This is a genomic window from Hydrogenophaga atypica, from assembly GCF_042665215.1.
Classification (GTDB): domain Bacteria; phylum Pseudomonadota; class Gammaproteobacteria; order Burkholderiales; family Burkholderiaceae_C; genus Hydrogenophaga; species Hydrogenophaga defluvii_A.
This window is the reverse complement of sequence record NZ_JBHTCA010000018.1, coordinates 26,028-46,762: the sequence shown is the minus strand read 5'-3', so window position 1 is coordinate 46,762 and position 20,735 is coordinate 26,028. Positions and strand designations below refer to the sequence as shown.

The window sequence follows — 20,735 nt, the reverse complement described above, 5'->3', positions numbered from 1 at the left end:
CGGCCGGCTGTCACCCGCCGCCCACCTACAATCAGTGGATTATCGCGTCAGCGATGGTGTGTGCGGCGCCCGCCCAGAAGAACACAACAGGCCAACACGCAAGTGTGGTGCGGTACAGACCCCCGGTTTTTTAACTTGAGTGGAGTCTTTTATGTCTGAACGCTTCAGCGCAACCGCCTTGGTGGTGCCCTTCGAGCAATTGAGAATGACCGATGTCGAGGTCGTTGGCGGCAAAAACGCCAGCTTGGGCGAAATGATCTCGCAGCTGCCGCAGGGCGTGCGGGTACCCACCGGCTTTGCCACCACGGCACATGCCTTCCGTGAATTCCTCAAGTTCAACGGTCTGGCCGACCGCATCAACGCCCAGCTCGACAAGCTGGACACCGAGGACGTGCGTGAGCTGGCCAAGGTGGGCGCTGAAATCCGCGCCATGGTGGAAGCCCAACCGTTCCCGGCCGACCTCGAAGCCGCCATCCGTGCCGAATTTGCCAAGCTCTCGGCCGGCAACGCCGAGGCCTCGTTTGCCGTGCGCTCGTCGGCCACCGCCGAAGACCTGCCCGACGCCAGCTTTGCCGGCCAGCAGGAAACCTTCCTCAACGTGCATGGCATCGAAGACGTGCTGCACAAGATGAAGGAGGTGTTTGCCTCGCTCTACAACGACCGCGCCATCAGCTACCGCGTGCACAAAGGTTTTGCGCACGCCGAGGTGGCGCTGAGCGCCGGCGTGCAGCGCATGGTGCGCTCCGACCTGGGCGCGGCCGGCGTGATGTTCACGATCGACACCGAAAGTGGTTTTGAAGAGGTCGTGTTCATCACGTCCAGCTACGGGTTGGGCGAAACCGTGGTGCAGGGCGCCGTCAACCCCGACGAGTTCTACGTCCACAAACCCATGCTCAAGGCCGGCAAGCAGGCCGTGATCCGCCGCAACCTGGGCAGCAAGCTGATCGAGATGGTGTTCAGCACACCGGAAGAAAAGGCGCAGAGCGGCAAGCTGGTCAAGACCGTGGACGTGCCCGTTGAGCAGCGCAACCGCTACAGCCTGACCAACGCCGAGGTGGAGCAACTGGCGAAGTACGCGCTGGTGATCGAGGAGCACTACGGCCGCCCCATGGACATCGAATGGGGCAAAGACGGCACCGACGGCCAGCTCTACATTCTGCAGGCCCGCCCGGAAACGGTGAAAAGCCAGGCAGGCAACCAGGTCGAGTACCGCTACAAGCTCAAGGGCAAAGGCAGCGTGTTGGCCAGCGGCCGTGCCATCGGGCAAAAGGTGGGCACCGGCCCGGTGCGCCTGGTGCACAACATCAGCGAGATGGACAAAGTGCAGCCCGGCGACGTGCTCGTCACCGACATGACCGACCCCAACTGGGAGCCGGTGATGAAGCGCGCCAGCGCCATCGTCACCAACCGGGGCGGGCGCACCTGCCACGCCGCCATCATCGCGCGTGAGCTGGGCATCCCGGCCGTGGTGGGCTGCGGTGACGCCACCGACCACCTGAAGGACGGCACGCTCGTGACGGTGAGCTGTGCCGAGGGCGACACCGGCCACATCTACGACGGCTTGCTCGAAACCGAAGTGACCGAAGTCCAGCGCGGCACCATGCCCGAGATCGACGTCAAGATCATGATGAACGTGGGCAACCCCCAACTGGCGTTCGACTTCGCGCAGTTGCCCAATGGCGGCGTGGGCCTGGCGCGCCTGGAGTTCATCATCAACAACAACATCGGCGTGCACCCCAAGGCCATCCTGGACTACCCACAGATCGACGCCGATCTGAAAAAGGCGGTGGAGTCGGTGGCCCGTGGTCACGCTTCGCCGCGCGCTTTTTATGTGGACAAGGTGGCCGAAGGGGTGGCCACCATCGCCGCCGCCTTCTGGCCCAAGCCGGTGATCGTGCGCCTGTCGGACTTCAAGAGCAACGAGTACCGCAAGCTGGTGGGCGGTAGCCGCTACGAGCCCGAGGAAGAAAACCCCATGCTGGGCTTCCGTGGTGCGGCGCGTTACATCAGCGAAGACTTCGGCGAGGCCTTTGCCATGGAGTGCGAGGCCTTGAAGCGTGTCCGCGAAGACATGGGCCTGACCAACGTGCAGGTGATGGTGCCTTTTGTGCGCACCCTGGGCCAGGCCGAGCGTGTGGTCAACCTGCTGTCCAAACACGGACTCAAGCGGGGCGAGAACGATCTCAAGCTCATCATGATGTGCGAGATCCCCAGCAACGCTGTGCTCGCCAAGCAGTTCCTGTCCTACTTCGACGGTTTCTCCATCGGCTCCAACGACCTGACCCAGCTCACCCTGGGGTTGGACCGCGATTCGGGTCTGGAATTGCTGGCGCACGACTTCGACGAGCGCGACCCAGCCGTCAAGGCATTGCTGTCCATGGCCATCGGTGCCTGCAAGGCCGAAGGCAAATACGTGGGCATCTGCGGCCAAGGCCCCAGCGACCACCCCGACTTTGCCCAGTGGCTGCGCGATGAGGGCATTTCCTCCATTTCGCTGAACCCAGATTCGGTGATCGATACCTGGAAGTTGTTGGCGGGTTGAGTTTTCTCCCGCTTCGTTCGACAGAGGCCGCCATGTGCGGCCTTTTTCATGCCTGCTTCCTTGGCGGGATCGGGGCGGTAGGGTGCCCTGTTCCGCTCATGTCCCCCGGGCGCTGCGCGCCCTCCGCCTTTACTTCGCTGCACAGGGCACCCTGCCACCCCGATCCAGGAGGGGTTGGCGCGCCAGCTCGGTGCACAGAGCCCTTGGCGTTGCCATGTGGCCAAGGACGCCGGCTACGTAAGATGACCAAAACGGGAGGGTTTTATGAGTGTTCTGGATGTGACACAGGCCGGTTCTGCCGACACAGAAGTGGTGGCAGGCATCTTGGTGGCAGCCGCTCAAGACCTGATCCAGAAAGGTCAGATGCTGTGGCACGTGAACAGTGTGAGCGCGCAGGCCATCGAGACGGACGTGAGGGACGGGCGCTACTGGCTGGCTCATGATGCAGGCCGTCCCATCGGGGTGTTCCGTTATGAAACGTGCGACCCCGTGTTCTGGCCCGAGGTGACGGACGGACGGTCTGCTTTTTTGCACAAAGTGGCGGTACATCCACGCGCCCGTGGTCGGGACATGGCTCAACACTTGTTGGCTTTCGCATGCAAGTTGGCCAGAGCAAACGGCCTGCGTGACGTTCGTCTGGATTGCGTCAGCGGGAGGCCGAAACTGCGCTCCGTGTATGAGCGGTTTGGATTTCGGTATCACAGCCCTTGGCAGGTTGGCACGCTCCAGGTGGACAGGTTGGTATTTCCCTTGGTGAGTCCGGAAGGCTGATCAAACGGTTGGCCAGTTTGTACACATCACCTTCCTGCCAACTTCAGCGCCCTTCATTTGGAAGCGAGCACCTGCCGCCGACGGCGTCGTTAACCAATAGCCCCGTCTTGGGCCGCCAGCACCTGTTCCGCCCAGGTCAGTGTGCTGGCCATGGCCGACATGGTGTGTTGGCGGTCCAAGCCGAAGGGAGCGAGCGCGCCGTAACGTGCCTCCACTGCATACGGGTTGAGTTCGTCCAGCCAATCGGCGTCGGGCGGGAGGGTGATCCCGTGGTCTAGCAACAGATCAAGCAACACCAGCAAGTCGTGTGTGCGCCTGAACTCGATCAAGTGCACGCTGAGCACAGCCTTCAGCGCTTTTTCGACGGCTTGTTGGGCGTGAAAACCGACGACCCCATCCCCGATGGCCGCGTTGGAAGACAACAGTTGTGCCGCGAGCTGGTCTTGACGGGCTGCGGTGAGCAGCATTCTGGCGACCGATTGGGGAGGTTCAGCCATGAACCACTTGTCCCTCTTTGAGAGCCCAGTAAAGCGCGGTGCCGGGCTCATTGCGCCAGCGTTGCACCTCATCACGCGAGTAGACAAGCACATCGGCCGCAATCCGCAGCGGGCGCAAAACCCGCCGCAGTCGAACCATTTCAGAGGCCCGATTGGTCACTTCCTGTTCGATGACCAGAAAATCAAGGTCGGAATCTTCCTTGGCATCCCCGCGCGCTTGCGAGCCGAACAGCCAAATTTGGGCCGAAGGCGGGACCGCCTGGGCCAAGACTCGCACGGCTTCGTCGACGACACTGGGCGATGGCATGGATGCTTCTTCTGCTGCGCGTGAGTGCAACGGTTGCAACAACGGGTGAGGCCAGTCTAACCCAGGCGGTGGCGGATTTGCCCTGTGGCAAACTCCCCCACTTTCCAGACAGCCAGAGGCCGGCGCGCGACCGGTCCACCGTTTTTCGACATGCAAAAAATCATCGCGCAGATCGCGCAGGAGATCAAAGTCCAGCCCCGTCAGGTGCTGGCCGCCGTGGAACTGCTGGACGGTGGGGCCACGGTGCCCTTCATCGCCCGCTACCGCAAGGAGGTCACCGATGGCCTCGACGACATCCAGTTGCGTGAACTCGAAGCCCGTCTGAGCTACCTTCGCGAATTGGAAGACCGCCGCGAGGCGGTGCTCAAAAGCATTGCCGAGCAGGGCAAGCTGACGCCCGAATTGCGCGCCGCCATCGAGGCCGCGCCGACCAAACAAGAACTGGAAGACCTCTACCTGCCCTACAAGCCCAAGCGCCGCACCAAGGGCATGATCGCCCGCGAAGCTGGCATTGAACCGCTGGCCGAAAAGCTGTTTGCCGACCCGTCGCTGGACCCCACTGCCGAGGCACAGGCCTTTCTGGTGCCGGCCGGCAAGATCGAAGGGGCCGACTTCACCACCGCCGCCGCCGTGCTGGATGGCGTGCGCGACATCCTCTCCGAACGCTGGGCCGAGGACGCCGCGCTGGTGCAGAAGCTGCGCGAGTGGCTGTGGGCCGAAGGTTTGTTCACCAGCAAACTGGCTGCCGGCAAAAACGAAAACGACCCCGAAATCGCCAAGTTCCGCGACTACTTTGATTACGACGAACCCATCGGCCGTGTGCCTTCGCACCGCGCGCTGGCGGTGTTCCGTGGCCGCGCGCTGGAGTTGCTGGACGCCAAGCTGGTTCTGCCTGAAGTGCCCGAAACCGGCAAACCCAGCATCGCCGAGGGCAAGATTGCCTTGCACCTGGGCTGGGGCCACAAAGGGCGTCCCGCCGATGACCTGCTGCGCAAGTGCGTGGCCTGGACATGGCGCGTCAAATTGAGTCTGTCGACCGAGCGTGACCTGTTCGCCCGCCTGCGCGAAGAGGCTGAGAAGGTGGCCATCAAGGTGTTCGCCGACAACCTGCGCGACCTGCTGCTGGCCGCGCCCGCCGGCCCGCGTGTGGTCATGGGTCTGGACCCCGGCATCCGCACCGGCGTCAAGGTGGCGGTGGTCGATGCCACGGGCAAGCTGGTGGACACGTCCACGGTCTACCCGCACGAGCCACGCCGCGACTGGGACGGCTCGTTGCACACCTTGGCCCGCCTGTGCGACAAACACGGCGTCAACCTGATTGCGATTGGCAACGGCACCGCCAGCCGCGAGACCGACAAGCTGGCTGGCGAGCTGATCAAGCTGATGGCCAAAGCCGAGCGGGTGATTGAGAAGGTGGTGGTCAGTGAAGCGGGCGCCTCGGTCTATTCCGCGAGCGAATTCGCATCGCAGGAAATGCCCGATGTGGACGTGAGCCTGCGCGGTGCTGCGTCCATCGCGCGCCGCCTGCAGGACCCGCTGGCCGAATTGGTCAAGATCGACCCCAAGAGCATCGGCGTGGGCCAGTACCAGCACGATGTGAACCAGAGCGAGCTGGCGCGCACGCTGGAAGCCGTGGTGGAAGACTGCGTGAACGGCGTGGGCGTGGACCTGAACACCGCCAGCGTGCCGCTGCTCACCCGCGTGTCGGGTCTCTCGGGCAGCGTGGCCAAGGCGGTGGTGCGCTGGCGCGAAGCCAACGGCGCCTTCAAGAGCCGCAAGCAGTTGATGGACGTGAGCGGGTTGGGCGCCAAGACCTTTGAGCAGTCGGCTGGTTTCTTGCGCATCCGTGGCGGCGACAACCCGCTGGACATGACGGGCGTGCACCCCGAAACCTACCCCGTGGTGGAAGCCATCATCGAAAAGACCGGCAAACCCGTGGCCGAACTGATGGGCCGCGCCGACATGCTCAAGACGCTCAAGCCCGAGCTGTTCGCCAACGAGAAGTTTGGCGTCATCACCGTCAAGGACATCCTGGGCGAGCTGGAAAAGCCGGGCCGCGATCCGCGCCCCGATTTCAAGGTGGCGCGTTTCAACGACGGTGTGGAAGACATCAAGGACCTGGTCGAAGGCATGGTGCTGGAAGGCACGGTGAGCAACGTGGCCCAGTTCGGCGCCTTCATCGACCTGGGCGTGCACCAGGATGGCCTGGTGCACGTGAGCCAGTTGAGCCACAAGTTCGTGAACGATGCGCGCGAGGTGGTCAAGACCGGCGACATCGTCAAGGTCAAGGTGATGGAAGTGGACGTGGCGCGCAAGCGCATCGGCCTGTCCATGAAACTGGACGCCGCACCCACCCGCAAGGACGGCCCGCGCGACAACCGTTTTGAAGGGGCAGGGCGCGGCCAACAGGTGCAGCGTGGGCGCGATGCCTTGCCACAGGGCGGCGCCATGGCCTCGGCCTTCGCCAAATTGCAGGGACTCAAACGCTGACGGCGGGCACATACCTGTGTCGGCCCGGCCGGCTGCGCCTATACTGAAAAACCTCCTCCTGTCCTCCTCCGACGTCCATGGAACTCCAAGCCCTGCTGGCCAAGGCAAACGCGCTGCCCAGCATCCCCAAGGTCGTGTCCGAAGTCTTGTCCGAACTGGACGCGGACGACCCCAGCCCGCGCAAGATCAGCCAACTGGTGGCCACCGATCCGGCGCTGACGGCGCGCATGCTCAAGCTGGCCAACTCGGCCTTCTTCAACGTCACGCGGCAGATCAGCAGCGTGGAAGACGCGGTGGGCATCCTGGGTTTTTCGCACGTTCGCACCCTGGTGACGGCGGTGGCGCTGTCCAGCAGTTTCAAAGCCGTGCCGGGTGTCAATCTCGAGCAGTTCTGGCGCTACAGCCTAAATACCGCCAAGGCCTGCCGCGCCCTGGCGCCGGGTTTGCGTCTGCACGACGGTGCGGCCTTCACCGCCGGCCTGGTGCACGCGGTGGGCGACCTGGTGATGCACATCGGCATGCCTGACGTGGTGGCCAAGATCGACTTCAGCGTGGCGCCGCTGGACCTGCACCGCGCCGAGGCCGAACGCGCCCACCTGGGCTACACCTACGCCGACGTGAGCGCCGGTTTTGCCAAAAAATGGGATTTCCCCGAAGCCATCGTGCGCGCCCTGCAGCACCAGTTGCTGCCTTTTGAAGGTGATCTCCATGAGCCGATGGCCGGCGTCGTGCACATGGCGTCGTGGCGCGCACGCTGCCAGGAAATCAACATGGACCGCGAAGGCCTGACCAAAACCTTCCCCGACGTGGTCGCCATGCTGCTGGGCCTCGATCTGGAGCAGGTGCTGGACAAAGACCCGGCGGACTGGACGTCTGCCGGCGAACTCTCGGCCTTCCTCAGCTGACGCCATGTCCGTCCCAGACAACCGGCTGCAAGCGCTGTTCAAGCAACCTCAGGCGCTGCCATCGGCGCCCGAGGTGGCGGCGCGACTGATCGCCACTTTCGGGCAGGACGATGTGGACATCGTGGCCGTCGCGCGCGACATCGACCGCGATCCGGTGATGGCCGCCAAAGTGCTGCAGCGCGCCAATTCGGCGTTTTTCCGCCTGTTGCGGCCGGTGTCCACCTCGCGCGACGCCCTCATGGTGCTGGGCCTCAACAAGGTGCGTGCGCTGGTCATCAACACCGCGCTGAACGACTGCTTTCATGCCGTGGGCACGCTCAACCTCGACCGCTACTGGCACCACAGCCTGGTGGCTGCCACCTTGGCGCGCTACATCGCATACCCCTTGCGCATGGACGAAAACCTGGCCTTCACCGCCGGGCTGCTGCACGGCATTGGCGAGCTGGTGCTGCACGCCGGCCTACCCGAAGCCATGACCGAGATCGACCGCGAGCTGGACTTGCTGGACCCGCGCCGCGCTGCGATGGAGCGGCAGGTGCTGGGCTTTAGCCACGCCGAAGCGGGCGCCGAGCTGGCGCGCCGCTGGCACTTTCCGCAGCGGCTGGTGGATGCGCTGGCCCAGCAGGTGTCACCTCTGGAAGCACCGCAGCCAGAACCCCTGGCCGCGCTGGTGCATCTGGCCGTCTGGCGGGCCTGCATCCATGGCACGCCTGGCGATGCCGACCGCCTCATCCACACCTACCCCGATGCCCTGGGCCTGGCCATGGGGCTGGACCATGACGTGCTGGTCACGGAAGACGTGCCGCCACTGCGCGAACTGGAGGCCTCCTGAGCCGCACACGCGCCCTGCGTTTGTATGCCGGGGCAGCAGCACGTGCCCACCTGCAGCGCAATGGCTTGTCGCCAGCCGATGTGCGTGCCATCCCGGCCGCCGCCGGTGGCCCCAAGGGCCTGGTGCTGGGGCCACTGGACCGGTTTTTATTTGGCGACTGGTTGGCGCGCAGCGCGCAGCCCATCGATCTGATCGGTGCCTCCATCGGCGCCTGGCGCATGGCCACGGCTTGCCTCGACGACCCGGTGGCGGCGTTCAACCGCCTGAGCCGCGACTACATCGCCCAGCACTACGAGCTGCCGCCGGGACAGAAGCGCCCGCCGCCCGAACTCATCAGCGAGCGTTTTGGTGAGAGCCTGAAGGCGTTTTACGGTGGGCGGGTACACGAGGTGCTCAAGCACCCACGTTACCGCCTGCACATCGTCACATCGCGTGGCCGCCACCTCATGCGTCGCGAGGCGGGCCTGCGCGCACCGCTCGGCTACCTCGGCGCCATGCTCACCAATGCGGTGCATCGCCGGGCTATGGGCGTCTGGCTGGAGCGGGTGGTGTTCTCAAGCCCACAAGCAGGTGCGCCTGCCGCGCTGCCGTTTGCGACGCACGATTACCGCACCCGCCACCTGGCGCTGAGCGAGGCCAACTTCATGGACGCGCTGCAGGCCAGCTGCTCCATACCGTTTGTGCTGCGGGCCGTGCCCCAGATTGCCGGTGCGCCCCCCGGCGCCTATTGGGACGGCGGCATCACCGACTACCACCTGCACCTGGACTACGGCACCCAGCCAGGCGTTGTGTTGTACCCCCATTTTCAGAAGCAGGTGGTGCCTGGTTGGCTCGACAAACCCTGGAAGTGGCGCCACCGCGCCAGCCACTTCCTCGACCACATGCTGGTGCTCGCCCCCGACCCCGAGTGGGTGCGGCGCCTGCCCAACGGCAAGCTGCCAGACCGCAACGACTTCAGCACCTACAGCCACGACCTGCCTGGCCGCATGAAGGCCTGGAACGGCGCCGTTTCGGCCGCCCAGCAACTGGCCGACGAGTTTGCTGAATGGCTGTTGCGGCCTGATCTGGGTCAAGTCTCCGCACTGTGACGGGCGTCGCCCTGGGGCGACGCTGGGATAATTGGGGCCATGGATGCCTTTCTGACCGCCGCCCTTTACAAGTTTGTCGACCTGCCGGATTTTGTGGCCCAACGCGAGCCACTGCAGCGCTGCTGCGACGACAACGCCGTCAAAGGCACCTTGCTGCTGGCGCGCGAAGGCGTCAACGGCACCATCGCCGGCCCTGAAGCTGGGGTGCGGGCGGTGCTGGCGCACCTGCGCGCCATGCCGGGTCTGTCCAGTCTGACGCACAAGGAATCGTGGTCCAGCAAACCGCCGTTCCTGCGCATGAAGGTGCGGCTCAAGAAAGAAATCGTGACTCTGCGCGTGCCCGAACTCGACCCCAACAAAACCGTGGGCCAGTACGTCAAGCCGCAGGACTGGAATGCCTTGCTGGCCGACCCCGATGTGGTGCTCATCGACACCCGCAACGACTACGAGGTCAAAATCGGCACGTTCAAGGGTGCCATCAACCCCGACATCAAGACGTTCACCGAGCTGCCGGCCTGGATCGACGCGCAGCCTGCGCTGCAGGGCGCCAAAAAACCCAAGGTGGCCATGTTCTGCACCGGTGGCATCCGCTGCGAAAAATCCACCGCCTTGATGAAGATGAAGGGCTTTGACGAGGTTTATCACCTGGAAGGCGGCATCCTCAAGTACCTGGAAGAGGTGCCGCCAGAGCAGAGCACCTGGGACGGCGAGTGTTTTGTGTTCGACGAGCGCGTGAGCGTGGGCCACGGCCTCAAGCCCGGCCCCTACGAACTTTGCCGCTCCTGCCGCTGGCCGCTCGGGCCGGAAGACAAGGCCTCACCCCACTTCGTTTTGGGCGTGAGCTGCCCCCACTGCCACAACCAGCGCACGCCCGAAGAAAAGGCCCGGCTGGCCGAACGCCAGCGCCAGGTGGAACTGGCCGAGGCGCGGGGCGAGCGGCATGTGGGCGCGGCACCCAGATCCCAGGCCGTGGACGCGCAGGACTGAGGCGCCTGGCCGCCTCAACGCGCGATCTTGCGTTCAACGTTGACCACCACGCCCGCGCGGAAGGTGATGGTGGTCAGGGTTTGCGGGTCGCGGGGGTGGGGGAAGTAGGTCCAGGACTTTTCCTCCGGCAGCCCCCGCTGGTTGCGGATGAAGGCCTCGTGATCGGGCTTGCCAATGCGGAACACCACCTCGCCCTCGGCCATGCCGTTGCTGATCAAGCCGCGCTCTCGGGCATCAATGGCCCAGGCTGCCGACGCTGCCAGCGTGGCCATGCTCAACATCAGGGCAGGAGCGAGTGGGTTCATACAGCCTCCAGTGTGGGTCGGTTCATGCCACTCACATGGCTTCTTGCAACATGGTGCGGTATGCCTCGGCGCTGGCAATCCGGGGATTCGTTTTGTGGCAGTGGTCGGCCAGCGCGCCTTCAATCACCTTGTCAAACAGGTCGTCGGTCACACCCATGGCGCGCAGGCCACTGGGCAGGCCCAGGCGCGCGTTCATGTCGGCGATGGCGGCCGGGATGTCACTGCCCGATGTCAAGCCCATGGCCTGGGCCATGCGATTCAGGCGGTCTTCTTTTTGTACCGTCTCGGCCGAGCCATTGAAGCGCACCACCGCCGGCAAAAACATCGCGTTGAGTGTGCCGTGGTGCAAGCGCGGGTTGACGCCGCCCAGGCTGTGGCTCAGAGAGTGCACGCAGCCCAGGCCTTTCTGGAATGCCATGGCGCCGTGCATGCTGGACACCATCATGTTCATGCGGGCCTCGCGGTTGCTGCCGTCGCGTGTGGCCGCTTCGATGTGGGCCCAACCCCGGCGCAAGCCCTCCCGCGCAATGCCGTCGGCCGGCGGGTTGAAGGCGGGCGCCATGAAGGTTTCCATGTTGTGGGCGATGGCGTCCATGCCCGTGGCGGCCGTCAGCATGGGCGGCAAGCCCAGTGTGAGTTCGGGGTCGAGCAGGGCGGTTTTGGGCACCAGGTGCCAGCTATGGAAGCCCAGCTTGCGGCCATCGTCCACGATGAGGATGGCGCCACGCGCCACCTCGCTGCCGGTGCCGGCGGTGGTGGGCACGGCGATCAGCGGGGGCACGCGGTCGGTGATCTTGGGCGAGCCGCCTTCGATGGTGGCGTAGGTTTTGAGCGGGCCTTCGTGCGCCACGGCGATGGCCACCCCCTTGGCGCAGTCGATGGCGCTGCCACCGCCCAGCGCAATCAGGCCGTCGCAGCCGTGGGCGCGGTAGACCTCGGCGGCGGCGCGCACGGCCGCTTCGGTGGGGTTGGAGGGCGTTTGGTCGAACACGGCGGTGGGCACGCCGGGCAGCGCATCAAGCGCCTTGTGCAGAATGCCCACGGCCTTGACACCGGCGTCGGTGACGATGAGCGGACGGGTGATGCCCGAGCGGCTGCACTCGGCCGGCAGCAACTGGATGGCGCCGAAGTCGATCTGGATGTTGGTGATGTAGAGGATGTTGGCCATGGGAGGTCTCCGTTGTTTGGCGCCACTATAAGCGGCCGCCACGGCCTCTCTTGACGGGCAGGCGACAGCTAACATTGCCGCCATGAACCACCCCCACAACCCGCGCGCGCTGCTGACTCCGCTGATGCGTGGCGTGATCGACCGCATGGCCCGCCTGGGCAACACGCCCATGCACGCCCTGACCCCACAACAGGCGCGTGCCCACTACGAAGCCGGCGCGGGCGTGCTGGACTTGGCGCCACACAAGATGGCGCGCGAGGAGGCCCTGCAGGTGCCCGCCCGCGATGGCGCCGTGTTGCCCGCGCGCCTGGTCGCGCCCTCACACGATGCCTTGCCGGTGCTGCTCTACACCCACGGCGGTGGCTTCACCATCGGCAGTGTGGCCACCCACGACAGCCTGTGCCGCCACCTGGCCCACCTGGCCCACTGTGCGGTGGTGTCGCTGGACTACCGGCTGGCGCCCGAACACAAGTTCCCCACCGCAGCCAACGATGCGTGGGACACGCTCCAGTGGCTGGCAGGGCAGGGCAGCGCCTTGGGCCTGGACACCACACGCCTGGCTGTGGGGGGCGACAGCGCTGGCGGCACGCTGGCCGCCGTGTGCGCCATGGAAGCGCGCGACGCCGGTTTGCCGCTGGCCCTGCAACTGCTGTTCTACCCTGGCACCACCGGCCACCAGGACACGCCCTCGCACAAAACCTTTGCGCACGGCTTCGTGCTGGAAGAACCGCACATCACCTACTTCTTCAACCAGTACGTGCGCACGCCTGCCGACCGGGACGACTGGCGTTTTGCCCCGCTGTATGCCGACGACCTGGAGGGCGTTGCGCCCGCCTGGATAGGCTTGGCCGAATGCGACCCGCTGGTGGACGAAGGCGTGATGTATGCCGACAAGCTGCGTCTGGCCGGCGTGCCGGTGGACCTGGAGATCTACCGTGGCGTGGTGCACGAGTTCATCAAGATGGGGCGTGCCATCCCCGAGGCTCAGCAGGCCCACAACGACGCAGCCCGGGCCTTGCGGCACGCCTTTGCCTGACGCTGGCGGCTAACGCGCAGGCGCATCACCGGCGAGGTCGTCGTCGATGCGCGTGTCGCCAAACAGCGATTGACGGAAATCCGTGTGTGTGGGGCCGTCGTCGCTCATGGCCCACAGGAACAGGCGGTTCGCGGCCATGGGTTTGGCAAACAGAAAACCCTGCAGCTCGTTGCAACCCAGCTGCCGCAGGATGTCGCGCTGGATGTCGGTCTCCACCCCCTCGGCCACCACCTTGAGGCCCAGCGCCTGGCCGAGCTTGACCACCGCGTCCACCACGGTGCGGGCGTCGTTGCTGAACTCCAGGTCTTTGACGAAGGCGGCATCGATCTTGAGCTCTTCGGCCGGCAACTGGCGCAGGTAGGACAGGCTGGAATAACCGGTGCCGAAATCGTCAATGGAGATGTGCACCCCCACCTGTTCGAGCTTGTCAAAAAAGGCCTTGCTGCTGGCGTTGTTCTCCATGGCCACCGATTCGGTGATTTCGCAGGTGAGCAGCGTGGGGTTGACCGCGTGGCGCTTGAGCGCGGCATCGATGCGGTCGGCCAGATCGTCCTGGCGCAACTGGTGTACCGACAGGTTGATGGCCACCCGCATGCGCAGCCCACCTTCGCGCCATGTGTGGATCTGGCGACAGGCCTGATCGATCACCCAGTCGCCGATGGCACCAATCAGGCCAAAACGTTCGGCCACGGGGATAAAAGCCCCCGGACTGATCAAGCCCTTGCTGGGGTGGTTCCAGCGGATCAAGGCCTCAGCGCCGGTGATCTGCCCGCTGGGTGCGTGAATCTTGGGCTGAAAGTACAGTTCAAGCGCTTGCTCCTCAATGGCGCGGCGCAGGTCGCGCAGCAACTCCATCTGCTCGCGCGAGTCGTGCAACATGTGCGGTTCGAAAAAACAGAAAGTGCCCCCGCCAGCCGCCTTGGCTGCGTGGGTGGCAGCGTCGGCATGGGCCACCATCAGGGCGGCGGCGCCGTCATCGGGGAAGATGGCCACGCCAATGGAGGCCTGGACCGGCAACTCGCGGCCCAGCACGTCCATGGGCTGGGCGATGGCCTTGAGCACCGTGCGCGCTCTTTCTGCCAATGGCTCGCGGGCGCACAGGCCGGGCAACAGCAGCAAGAATTGGTCGGCGCCCCAGCGGGCGACGAATTCGTGGCCTCGAGCGAGTTCGCGCAGGCGTTGCCCCACGGTGTTGAGCAGCCAGTCACCGCTTTGGTGGCCGAAGGACTCGTTGATGGGCTTGAACCCGTCCAGATCAATGAACATCAATGCCATGCCGGCGCCGTCACGTTCGCTGGCCAGACCGGTTTCCTTCAAGCGCAACTCAAACGCCTGCCGGTTGGGCAACCGGGTCAACGGGTCTGTCAGCGACTCGCGCGCCACGTCGCCGCGTGCCTGCACCAGCGAGGCGCGCAACAAGGCCTCGCGCCTGGCCAGCACCAGCGTCATCAGCAGCAAGATCAGGGTGCCCAGGCGTGCCAGCAAGCCGAGCGAACTCAGTGCCAGTCCTTGGGCAGTGCTGGTCGCATGGGCCATCTCGGCGGCGTGTATGCCTTGCAGTCGCCCATCGCCTACCCACAGCCCGAACGCCAGCAACAGCGAGGCCAACAGACGGAGGGTCATGTGCAGGCCAGGCGCTGCCGGTTGCCATGCGCCCAGCGCCTGGGCAGCCAGTCCACACAAAGCCACCAAGGCACCCAGGGTGGCCAGCTCGGAGGGGGCCCACCGCAAGGCTGGTTCGAACGCGGCTGCCCGCAGCGAGAGGGATTCACTCAACACCACCGCGAGCCCCAATGCCAGAGCACCGATGGCCATCGCCCAAGGCGCGGGGCGCAGCGCGACCGATGCCCACACGCCTACGGCGGCCACCGCCACGCCCAACAGCCAGGCCATCAGCAACAGGCCGGTGTGGTAGTGCACGGGCCCGCCTTGCGGCAAGAGCGACAGTCCGTGGATGTGCAGAGACCACACGCCGGTACCGAAGGCCAGCGCGGCGCCGGTCAACCACTGCCAGCGGTCTGGATCGTTCGTGCGCAACGACTCGGTGAACCGCGCGCGGCATTCCAAGGTTGTGTGGGCACACAGAAACGCCAACAACACCGGAAACAGACGGGCCAGCAGATCGGTGGGAGCGTCGGTCGGCATGGCCTGTGTCTGTCAGCGGCGCACGTTCACCCAACCCGAAGGGGGCTTTGGCGTGGCGGTGGGGCAGGGCGGACTCAAGGGAAGCTGCGTCAAACGTCAGGCACCAGCATAACAATTTTTCACAAATATCCCCCACCCCCGCTGGGCCGGAAATCGCTGAGGTGTGGGCTGCCTGCGACATGCCTGGCCGTCGGTCAGGAGGAAGGGGGCCGGGCATCCATGTCGCGCACCAGCGCACGTGCCTCGTCGCCCTCGGGGATGGGGCGGCCGCTGTCGCGCCACTGCACCGCCGCCTTGAAGCCTTCGGTCTGCGCATAGCGGCGGAACCACAGGCCTTCGGGGTTGTGGCGGGTGATGCCATCAAACACCGTCGCCATCATCTGCGTCTGCTCCAGGCCAGCGGTCAGCATGGTCTGGTTGAGCACCATCTTGTGCATGGCCAGGTGGCCACGTGGCACGCCGGCGATGCGCTCGGCCAGCTTGAAGGTCTCGGCGTCCAGCTGCTCGGCTGGCACGGCCAGGTTGGCCAGGCCCCATTCGGCGGCTTGGCGGCCACTGAGCACGTCGCCGGTAAACATAAGTTGCTTGGCCCGCGCCGGCCCCAGGCGAAAGCTCCACATGGCGGTGGTGGGGCAGCCCCACACGCGGGTGGGCATGTAGCCAATGCGCGCGTCCTCGGCCATCACCAGCAGATCGCAGCACAGGGCGATGTCGCTGCCGCCAGCCACGGCCGCACCATGCACCTGCGCAATGGTGGGCTTGGGGCTGCGCCACAGGCTCATGAAGTCCTCCGTGTTGCGCTTCATGTAGGCGTAGTCGACCATCGGGTCCCAGGGGGTTTTCTCCTGCTGGCAGGGGTGCTCGATGTGGCTCTGGGCGGTGTCGGCCAGGTCGTAGCCGCCACAAAAACCCTTGCCTGCGCCGCTCACCACGATCACATGCACCTCGTCATCGGCGTTGGCCCACTCCACGGCGGCGCGGATGTCGCGCGGCGTGTCGTCGGTGATGGCGTTCAGCCGCTCGGGGCGGTTGAGCAGCAGACGGGCAATGCGCGGGTTACGCTGGTCTTTGGTGATGGTGAGGGTCTTGAAATCGGGCATGGTGTCTCCTGATCGTTGTTCCAAAATCATAGGCATGCCCTTGTTCTGTGGCAGGCCAACAGGTGACAGTGCCCGCAAAAACACCCGGCCCACTTAAAATTGCGGGTTATCCCCCAGGTCTTACATGAACGCCCCCGTCGACGTTTCCTTTTTCGCGCGCGCCGCCAAGCCCATCACCAGCTACCGCCCGTACTGGGCCAAACGCTTTGGCAACGCGCCTTTCCTGCCCATGAGCCGCGCCGAGATGGAGCGCCTGGGCTGGGATTCGTGCGACATCATTTTGGTGACGGGCGACGCCTACGTGGACCACCCGAGCTTCGGCATGGCGGTGGTGGGCCGGGTGCTGGAGGCGCAGGGTTTTCGCGTCGGCATCATTGCCCAGCCCGACTGGCAAAGCGCTGAACCCTTCAAGGCGCTGGGCAAGCCCAACCTGTTCTGGGGCGTGACGGCGGGGAACATGGATTCCATGATCAACCGCTACACGGCCGACCGCAAGATCCGCAGCGACGACGCCTACACTCCCGGCGACGTGGGTGGCAAACGCCCTGACCGCGCCGCCATCGTCTACAGCCAGCGCTGCCGCGAGGCCCACAAAGACGTGCCCATCATTCTGGGTGGCATCGAAGGCAGCCTGCGCCGCATTGCCCATTACGACTACTGGAGCGACAAGGTGCGCCGCTCCATTGTGGTGGACAGCAAATGCGATCTGCTGCTCTACGGCAACGCCGAGCGCGCCTTGGTGGAGGTGGCGCACCGCCTGGCCGCACGCGAGCCGGTGGACAACATCACCGACGTGCGCGGCACCGCCTTTGTGCGCCAGTCAACGCCTGAAGGCTGGTTCGAGATCGATTCCTCCGAGGTGGACCAGCCCGGCCGCGTGGACGAACACATCAACCCCTACCAGACCACCGCCGAGCAGGCGCAGGCCAAGGGTCAGACCTGTGTGAAAGAGGAGGGCGATGCCGCGAGCCAGCCCAACCCCGCCATCCAGCCCCTGGTCTTCCAGCCTCGCCACAAAACCCCGCGCGAGCGCACCGTCATCCGCCTGCCCAGCTACGAGCAGGTGAAAAGCGACAAGGTGCTCTACGCCCACGCCAACCGCGTGCTGCACGTGGAAGCCAACCCCGGCAACGCCCGCGCGTTGGTACAGGCCCACGGCGAAGGCACCACCGCACGCGACGTGTGGATCAACCCGCCGCCCATCCCGCTGACCACGGCCGAGATGGACCACGTCTTCGACCTGCCTTACGCTCGCAGCCCGCACCCCGCCTACGCCGACGAGCACGGCGGCCACGACGGCGCGACCAAAATCCCCGCCTGGGAGATGATCCGCTTCAGCGTGAACATCATGCGCGGCTGTTTTGGCGGCTGTACCTTCTGCTCCATCACCGAGCACGAAGGCCGCATCATCCAGAGCCGCAGCGAAGAATCCATCATCAAAGAGGTCGAGGACATCCGCGACAAGGTCAAGGGCTTCACCGGCACCATCTCCGACCTGGGCGGCCCCACCGCCAACATGTACCGCCTGGGTTGCAAAAGCCCCGACATCGAGGCCGCCTGCCGCAAGCCCAGCTGTGTCTACCCCGGCATTTGCCAGAACCTCACCACCAACCACGATCCGCTCATCAAGATCTACCGCCGTGCGCGTGCGCTCAAGGGCATCAAGAAAATCCTGATCGGCTCTGGCCTGCGCTACGACCTGGCGGTCAAGAGCCCCGAGTACGTGAAAGAACTGGTGCAACACCACGTGGGCGGCTACCTCAAGATCGCGCCCGAGCACACCGAAAGTGGGCCGCTTTCCAAGATGATGAAGCCCGGCATCGGCAGCTACGACAAGTTCAAGCAGATGTTCGAGAAGTACACCGAAGAGGCTGGCAAGAAGCAGTTCCTCATCCCGTACTTCATCGCCGCCCACCCCGGCACCAGCGACGAGGACATGATGAACCTCGCCATCTGGCTCAAGAAAAACGGTTTCCGCGCCGACCAGGTACAAACCTTCTATCCCAGCCCCATGGCCACCGCCACGGCCATGTACCACACCGACCTCAACCCGCTCAAGGGCATTCACCGCGACGACCGGGCCGAGCGTGTGGACATCGTGCGCGGCGAAAAACGCCGTCGCCTGCACAAGGCCTTCCTGCGTTACCACGACTCCAACAACTGGCCCGTGCTGCGCGAAGCCCTCAAGGCCATGGGCCGCGCCGACCTCATCGGCAACGGCAAACACCACCTCATCCCCACCTTTCAGCCGCTCACCGACGGCGGCTACCAGAGCGCACGACGCAAGAACTCCACGCCCAGCGGGAAAGCGGCCGCGCCTGCGCCTGTGAAGGGGCGCCTGCTGACGCAGCACACAGGCTTGCCACCCAGGGCGGGCGTGAAGGGCAAGCCAAAGGCGCGGTAGCCTGCATTTCGGCTGCCTTGCCCACGGCGTTGCCACCAGCGGCCAGAGGGTATGAGGCACGGTCTGAGACGACTTCTTGGCCAACCCCACTCAGGCCGGGAGCGATTGGTAGCTGCAGCAAACTGCAGTGGCCGCTTCAGACACTCAAGCCGTTCAGTGTTTCAGGTCCACCGTCGGTTGTGCAGCGTTTCCTGCCCTTCGGCTGTCAAAGACGTATTCACGTTGTAGGCGACCTACCGGTCACTGACTTCCAAAGTCAGTTCGGCGATATGGCCAGTCTGAAAGGTAGTACATCCCAAACGTCAGACGCGACCCGACGGCTGTCCAGTCCGCTTGATTTTCGAGAGTTGAGCCCTGTTGTTTTGCTCGTGAGAGCGGCTATGTCAGCTGTGATCTTCGCCGCCAGAGCGCGAGGCGCTGGTTAGACTTGCTGTCGAATGAGCTTCGTGAGAAGCGCTCTGCATTCATTCGCGCTCTAAAAGTGGCATATCTGGGTTAGCCACCTTGTGACTGCGCCGCAGACTCACCGCGTCGTGTCGAACGCTGGGAGCGTTGTCGATGCGGAACACGCTGACTGTGTCAGTCGTGTTTCGAGCCAGGCAATCGAGTGACTGCGCCGATGCCGCCACCTGCTCAACCAGAGCTGCGTTTTGCTGTGTGATGCTGTCGAGTTGACCCACGGCCGAATTGATCTGCGCTATGCCGTTGAGCTGCTCGCGCGAGGCGTTGCTGATCTCGCTCACCAGCGTGGAAACACCCTGCACACCTGCCACTACGTCCTGCATTGTCTTTTGTGCACTTTCCGTGCGTTGGTGTCCCTCGGCTACCTTCTGCACCGATGCATCGATGAGGTGCTTGATCTCCTTGGCTGCCGTAGAGGTACGCTGCGCCAGCGAGCGTACTTCAGACGCAACCACCGCAAAACCCCGGCCCTGCTCGCCCGCGCGCGCTGCTTCCACCGCCGCGTTGAGTGCCAGGATGTTGGTCTGAAACGCGATGCTGTCGATGACCTGCGTGATGTCGCTGATTCGGGCTGACGAGGCCTGGATGTCGCGCATGGTCACGCCCACGCCATTGACCACATCGCGGCTGCGTTCGGCCACCCTGCTGGCATCTTGAGCCAGCCGCTCGGCTTGGCCCGCAGAGTCGGCCGTGTTGCGCACGGTGCTGGTGATCTCCTCCATGGATGCAGCCGTCTGCTCCAGGCTGCTGGCCTGCGATTCCGTGCGCTGTGACAAATCCATGTTGCCTGCCACAATTTCCTGCGTGGCCTGCTGCATCTCCAGGCTTTGGTCGCGTGCGTCTCGCACAATGGATTGCAGGTTCACATTGAGTTGCCCTAGCGCCTTTTGCAGGGCGCCGAGCTGGTCGCTTCGGGTGACCTCCTGCGATTGGGTCAGATCGCCCGCCGCCATGCGGTTGGCCGTGCCCACCAGCTCGTTCAGGGGCCGCAGCACGGAGCCCACCAGATAGCGCCAGACACCCATCAGCAACAGCACGTCCAGCGCAATCAGGGCCATGCCTCTCAGAGGCATGGCGGTCGGCAGGGCGGCCTCAAGCAATGGCCCGCCCACCGACATGACCAACAACGCGAGCAAGAACTTGGCAGCCAACCCCAGGCGCAATCCTTCAGACAATCGTCCGCCCAGGGTGGCTTTGACAAGGCGTCCGCCTTTCAGTCGGTGAACCGGTTTGCCGGCCTGTTTCTCGGCACGCATGGTGGCGTACAAAGCCTCGGCCTGTTGAATCTGCTCCCGTGTGGCCTCGGTGCGCACCGACATGTAGCCCACCGGCCGCCCGTTTTCCATCAAAGGCGTGGCGTTGGCCATGACCCAATAGTGGTCGCCGTTCTTGCGCCGGTTTTTCACCGGAGCGGACCAAGGTAGCCCCGCCGAGATCGTCGTCCACATGTCGCGAAAGGCCTCTTCCGGCATGTCGGGGTGGCGAATCAGGTTGTGCGGCTGGCCAAGCAGTTCCTCCTTGGTGAAACCGCTGACCTCGATGAACATCGGATTGCAGTACAAAATCCGGCCCTGGGTGTCGGTGGTGGACACCAGCGTTTTGCCCTTGGGAAACGGGTATTCGGTGGGGGTGACGGGCAGGTTGATGCGCATGGTGGGGGACCTCAAAAGAGCGGGTTCCGGTGGATCGGCTAGGT

Annotated in this window: 16 protein-coding genes; 9 read left to right on the top strand and 7 right to left on the bottom strand. The window is 64.7% G+C overall.

Annotation, left to right across the window (positions count from 1 at the left end; translation table 11 throughout):
• Window positions 1-151: 151 nt before the first annotated feature.
• Together ppsA and ACFQPB_RS17795 are read left to right on the top strand one after the other, a co-directional pair.
• Window positions 152-2,542, top strand: a complete 2,391-nt coding sequence (gene ppsA / locus ACFQPB_RS17800; protein WP_382226164.1) for a phosphoenolpyruvate synthase — start codon at window positions 152-154, stop codon at window positions 2,540-2,542.
• Window positions 2,543-2,806: 264 nt separating this feature from the next.
• A complete protein-coding gene (locus ACFQPB_RS17795) occupies window positions 2,807-3,313 on the top strand; it encodes a GNAT family N-acetyltransferase (RefSeq protein ID WP_382226161.1) in 507 nt (168 codons plus the stop codon).
• 89 nt (window positions 3,314-3,402) lie between these two features.
• Here ACFQPB_RS17795 and ACFQPB_RS17790 read toward each other — a convergent pair whose 3' ends face one another.
• Window positions 3,403-3,810 carry a HEPN domain-containing protein gene (locus ACFQPB_RS17790; RefSeq protein ID WP_382226158.1) on the bottom strand — a complete coding sequence of 136 codons (408 nt, stop codon included), beginning with the start codon at window positions 3,808-3,810 and terminating at the stop codon, window positions 3,403-3,405.
• A complete protein-coding gene (locus ACFQPB_RS17785; protein WP_382226155.1) occupies window positions 3,803-4,117 on the bottom strand; it encodes a nucleotidyltransferase domain-containing protein in 315 nt (104 codons plus the stop codon). Before ACFQPB_RS17785 ends, ACFQPB_RS17790 begins: the two co-directional genes overlap by 8 nt.
• Before the next feature lie 150 nt (window positions 4,118-4,267).
• On the opposite strand from ACFQPB_RS17785, the gene ACFQPB_RS17780 reads away from it, so the two are divergent.
• From ACFQPB_RS17780 to trhO, 5 genes are all read left to right on the top strand, one after another.
• Entirely contained in the window at window positions 4,268-6,607 is a 2,340-nt protein-coding gene (locus ACFQPB_RS17780; RefSeq protein ID WP_382226152.1) for a Tex family protein, read from the top strand.
• A 77-nt stretch (window positions 6,608-6,684) separates the two neighbouring features.
• Window positions 6,685-7,512, top strand: a complete 828-nt coding sequence (locus tag ACFQPB_RS17775) for an HDOD domain-containing protein (protein WP_382203831.1) — start codon at window positions 6,685-6,687, stop codon at window positions 7,510-7,512.
• A gap of 4 nt (window positions 7,513-7,516) precedes the next feature.
• Window positions 7,517-8,344 carry an HDOD domain-containing protein gene (locus tag ACFQPB_RS17770; protein WP_382226149.1) on the top strand — a complete coding sequence of 276 codons (828 nt, stop codon included), beginning with the start codon at window positions 7,517-7,519 and terminating at the stop codon, window positions 8,342-8,344.
• Window positions 8,341-9,432, top strand: a complete 1,092-nt coding sequence (locus ACFQPB_RS17765; protein ID WP_382226254.1) for a patatin-like phospholipase family protein — start codon at window positions 8,341-8,343, stop codon at window positions 9,430-9,432. The genes ACFQPB_RS17770 and ACFQPB_RS17765 overlap by 4 nt, the downstream gene beginning before the upstream one ends.
• A gap of 39 nt (window positions 9,433-9,471) precedes the next feature.
• A complete protein-coding gene (gene trhO, locus ACFQPB_RS17760) occupies window positions 9,472-10,419 on the top strand; it encodes an oxygen-dependent tRNA uridine(34) hydroxylase TrhO (protein WP_382226146.1) in 948 nt (315 codons plus the stop codon).
• Between the two features lie 14 nt (window positions 10,420-10,433).
• Here the strand turns inward: trhO and ACFQPB_RS17755 are convergent, their stop codons facing one another.
• Together ACFQPB_RS17755 and ACFQPB_RS17750 are read right to left on the bottom strand one after the other, a co-directional pair.
• Entirely contained in the window at window positions 10,434-10,724 is a 291-nt protein-coding gene (locus ACFQPB_RS17755; RefSeq protein ID WP_382203841.1) for a hypothetical protein, read from the bottom strand.
• A 31-nt stretch (window positions 10,725-10,755) separates the two neighbouring features.
• The gene (locus ACFQPB_RS17750) at window positions 10,756-11,892 is read right to left on the bottom strand and encodes an iron-containing alcohol dehydrogenase (protein ID WP_382226143.1); all 1,137 of its coding nucleotides are present in this window, start codon (window positions 11,890-11,892) and stop codon (window positions 10,756-10,758) included.
• A gap of 82 nt (window positions 11,893-11,974) precedes the next feature.
• Here ACFQPB_RS17750 and ACFQPB_RS17745 point away from each other — a divergent pair, with 82 nt between their 5' ends.
• Window positions 11,975-12,928 carry an alpha/beta hydrolase gene (locus ACFQPB_RS17745; RefSeq protein WP_382226140.1) on the top strand — a complete coding sequence of 318 codons (954 nt, stop codon included), beginning with the start codon at window positions 11,975-11,977 and terminating at the stop codon, window positions 12,926-12,928.
• 9 nt (window positions 12,929-12,937) lie between these two features.
• Here ACFQPB_RS17745 and ACFQPB_RS17740 read toward each other — a convergent pair whose 3' ends face one another.
• Window positions 12,938-15,073, bottom strand: coding sequence for a putative bifunctional diguanylate cyclase/phosphodiesterase (locus tag ACFQPB_RS17740; protein WP_382226138.1), 2,136 nt, complete (start codon window positions 15,071-15,073; stop codon window positions 12,938-12,940).
• Window positions 15,074-15,267: 194 nt separating this feature from the next.
• Entirely contained in the window at window positions 15,268-16,173 is a 906-nt protein-coding gene (locus tag ACFQPB_RS17735) for a crotonase/enoyl-CoA hydratase family protein (protein WP_382226135.1), read from the bottom strand.
• 124 nt (window positions 16,174-16,297) lie between these two features.
• Here ACFQPB_RS17735 and ACFQPB_RS17730 point away from each other — a divergent pair, with 124 nt between their 5' ends.
• Complete coding sequence (locus ACFQPB_RS17730; RefSeq protein ID WP_382226132.1) at window positions 16,298-18,577, top strand: YgiQ family radical SAM protein; 2,280 nt, start codon at window positions 16,298-16,300, stop codon at window positions 18,575-18,577.
• A gap of 464 nt (window positions 18,578-19,041) precedes the next feature.
• Here ACFQPB_RS17730 and ACFQPB_RS17725 read toward each other — a convergent pair whose 3' ends face one another.
• Window positions 19,042-20,691 carry a methyl-accepting chemotaxis protein gene (locus ACFQPB_RS17725; protein ID WP_382226130.1) on the bottom strand — a complete coding sequence of 550 codons (1,650 nt, stop codon included), beginning with the start codon at window positions 20,689-20,691 and terminating at the stop codon, window positions 19,042-19,044.
• Between the last annotated feature and the right edge of the window lie 44 nt (window positions 20,692-20,735).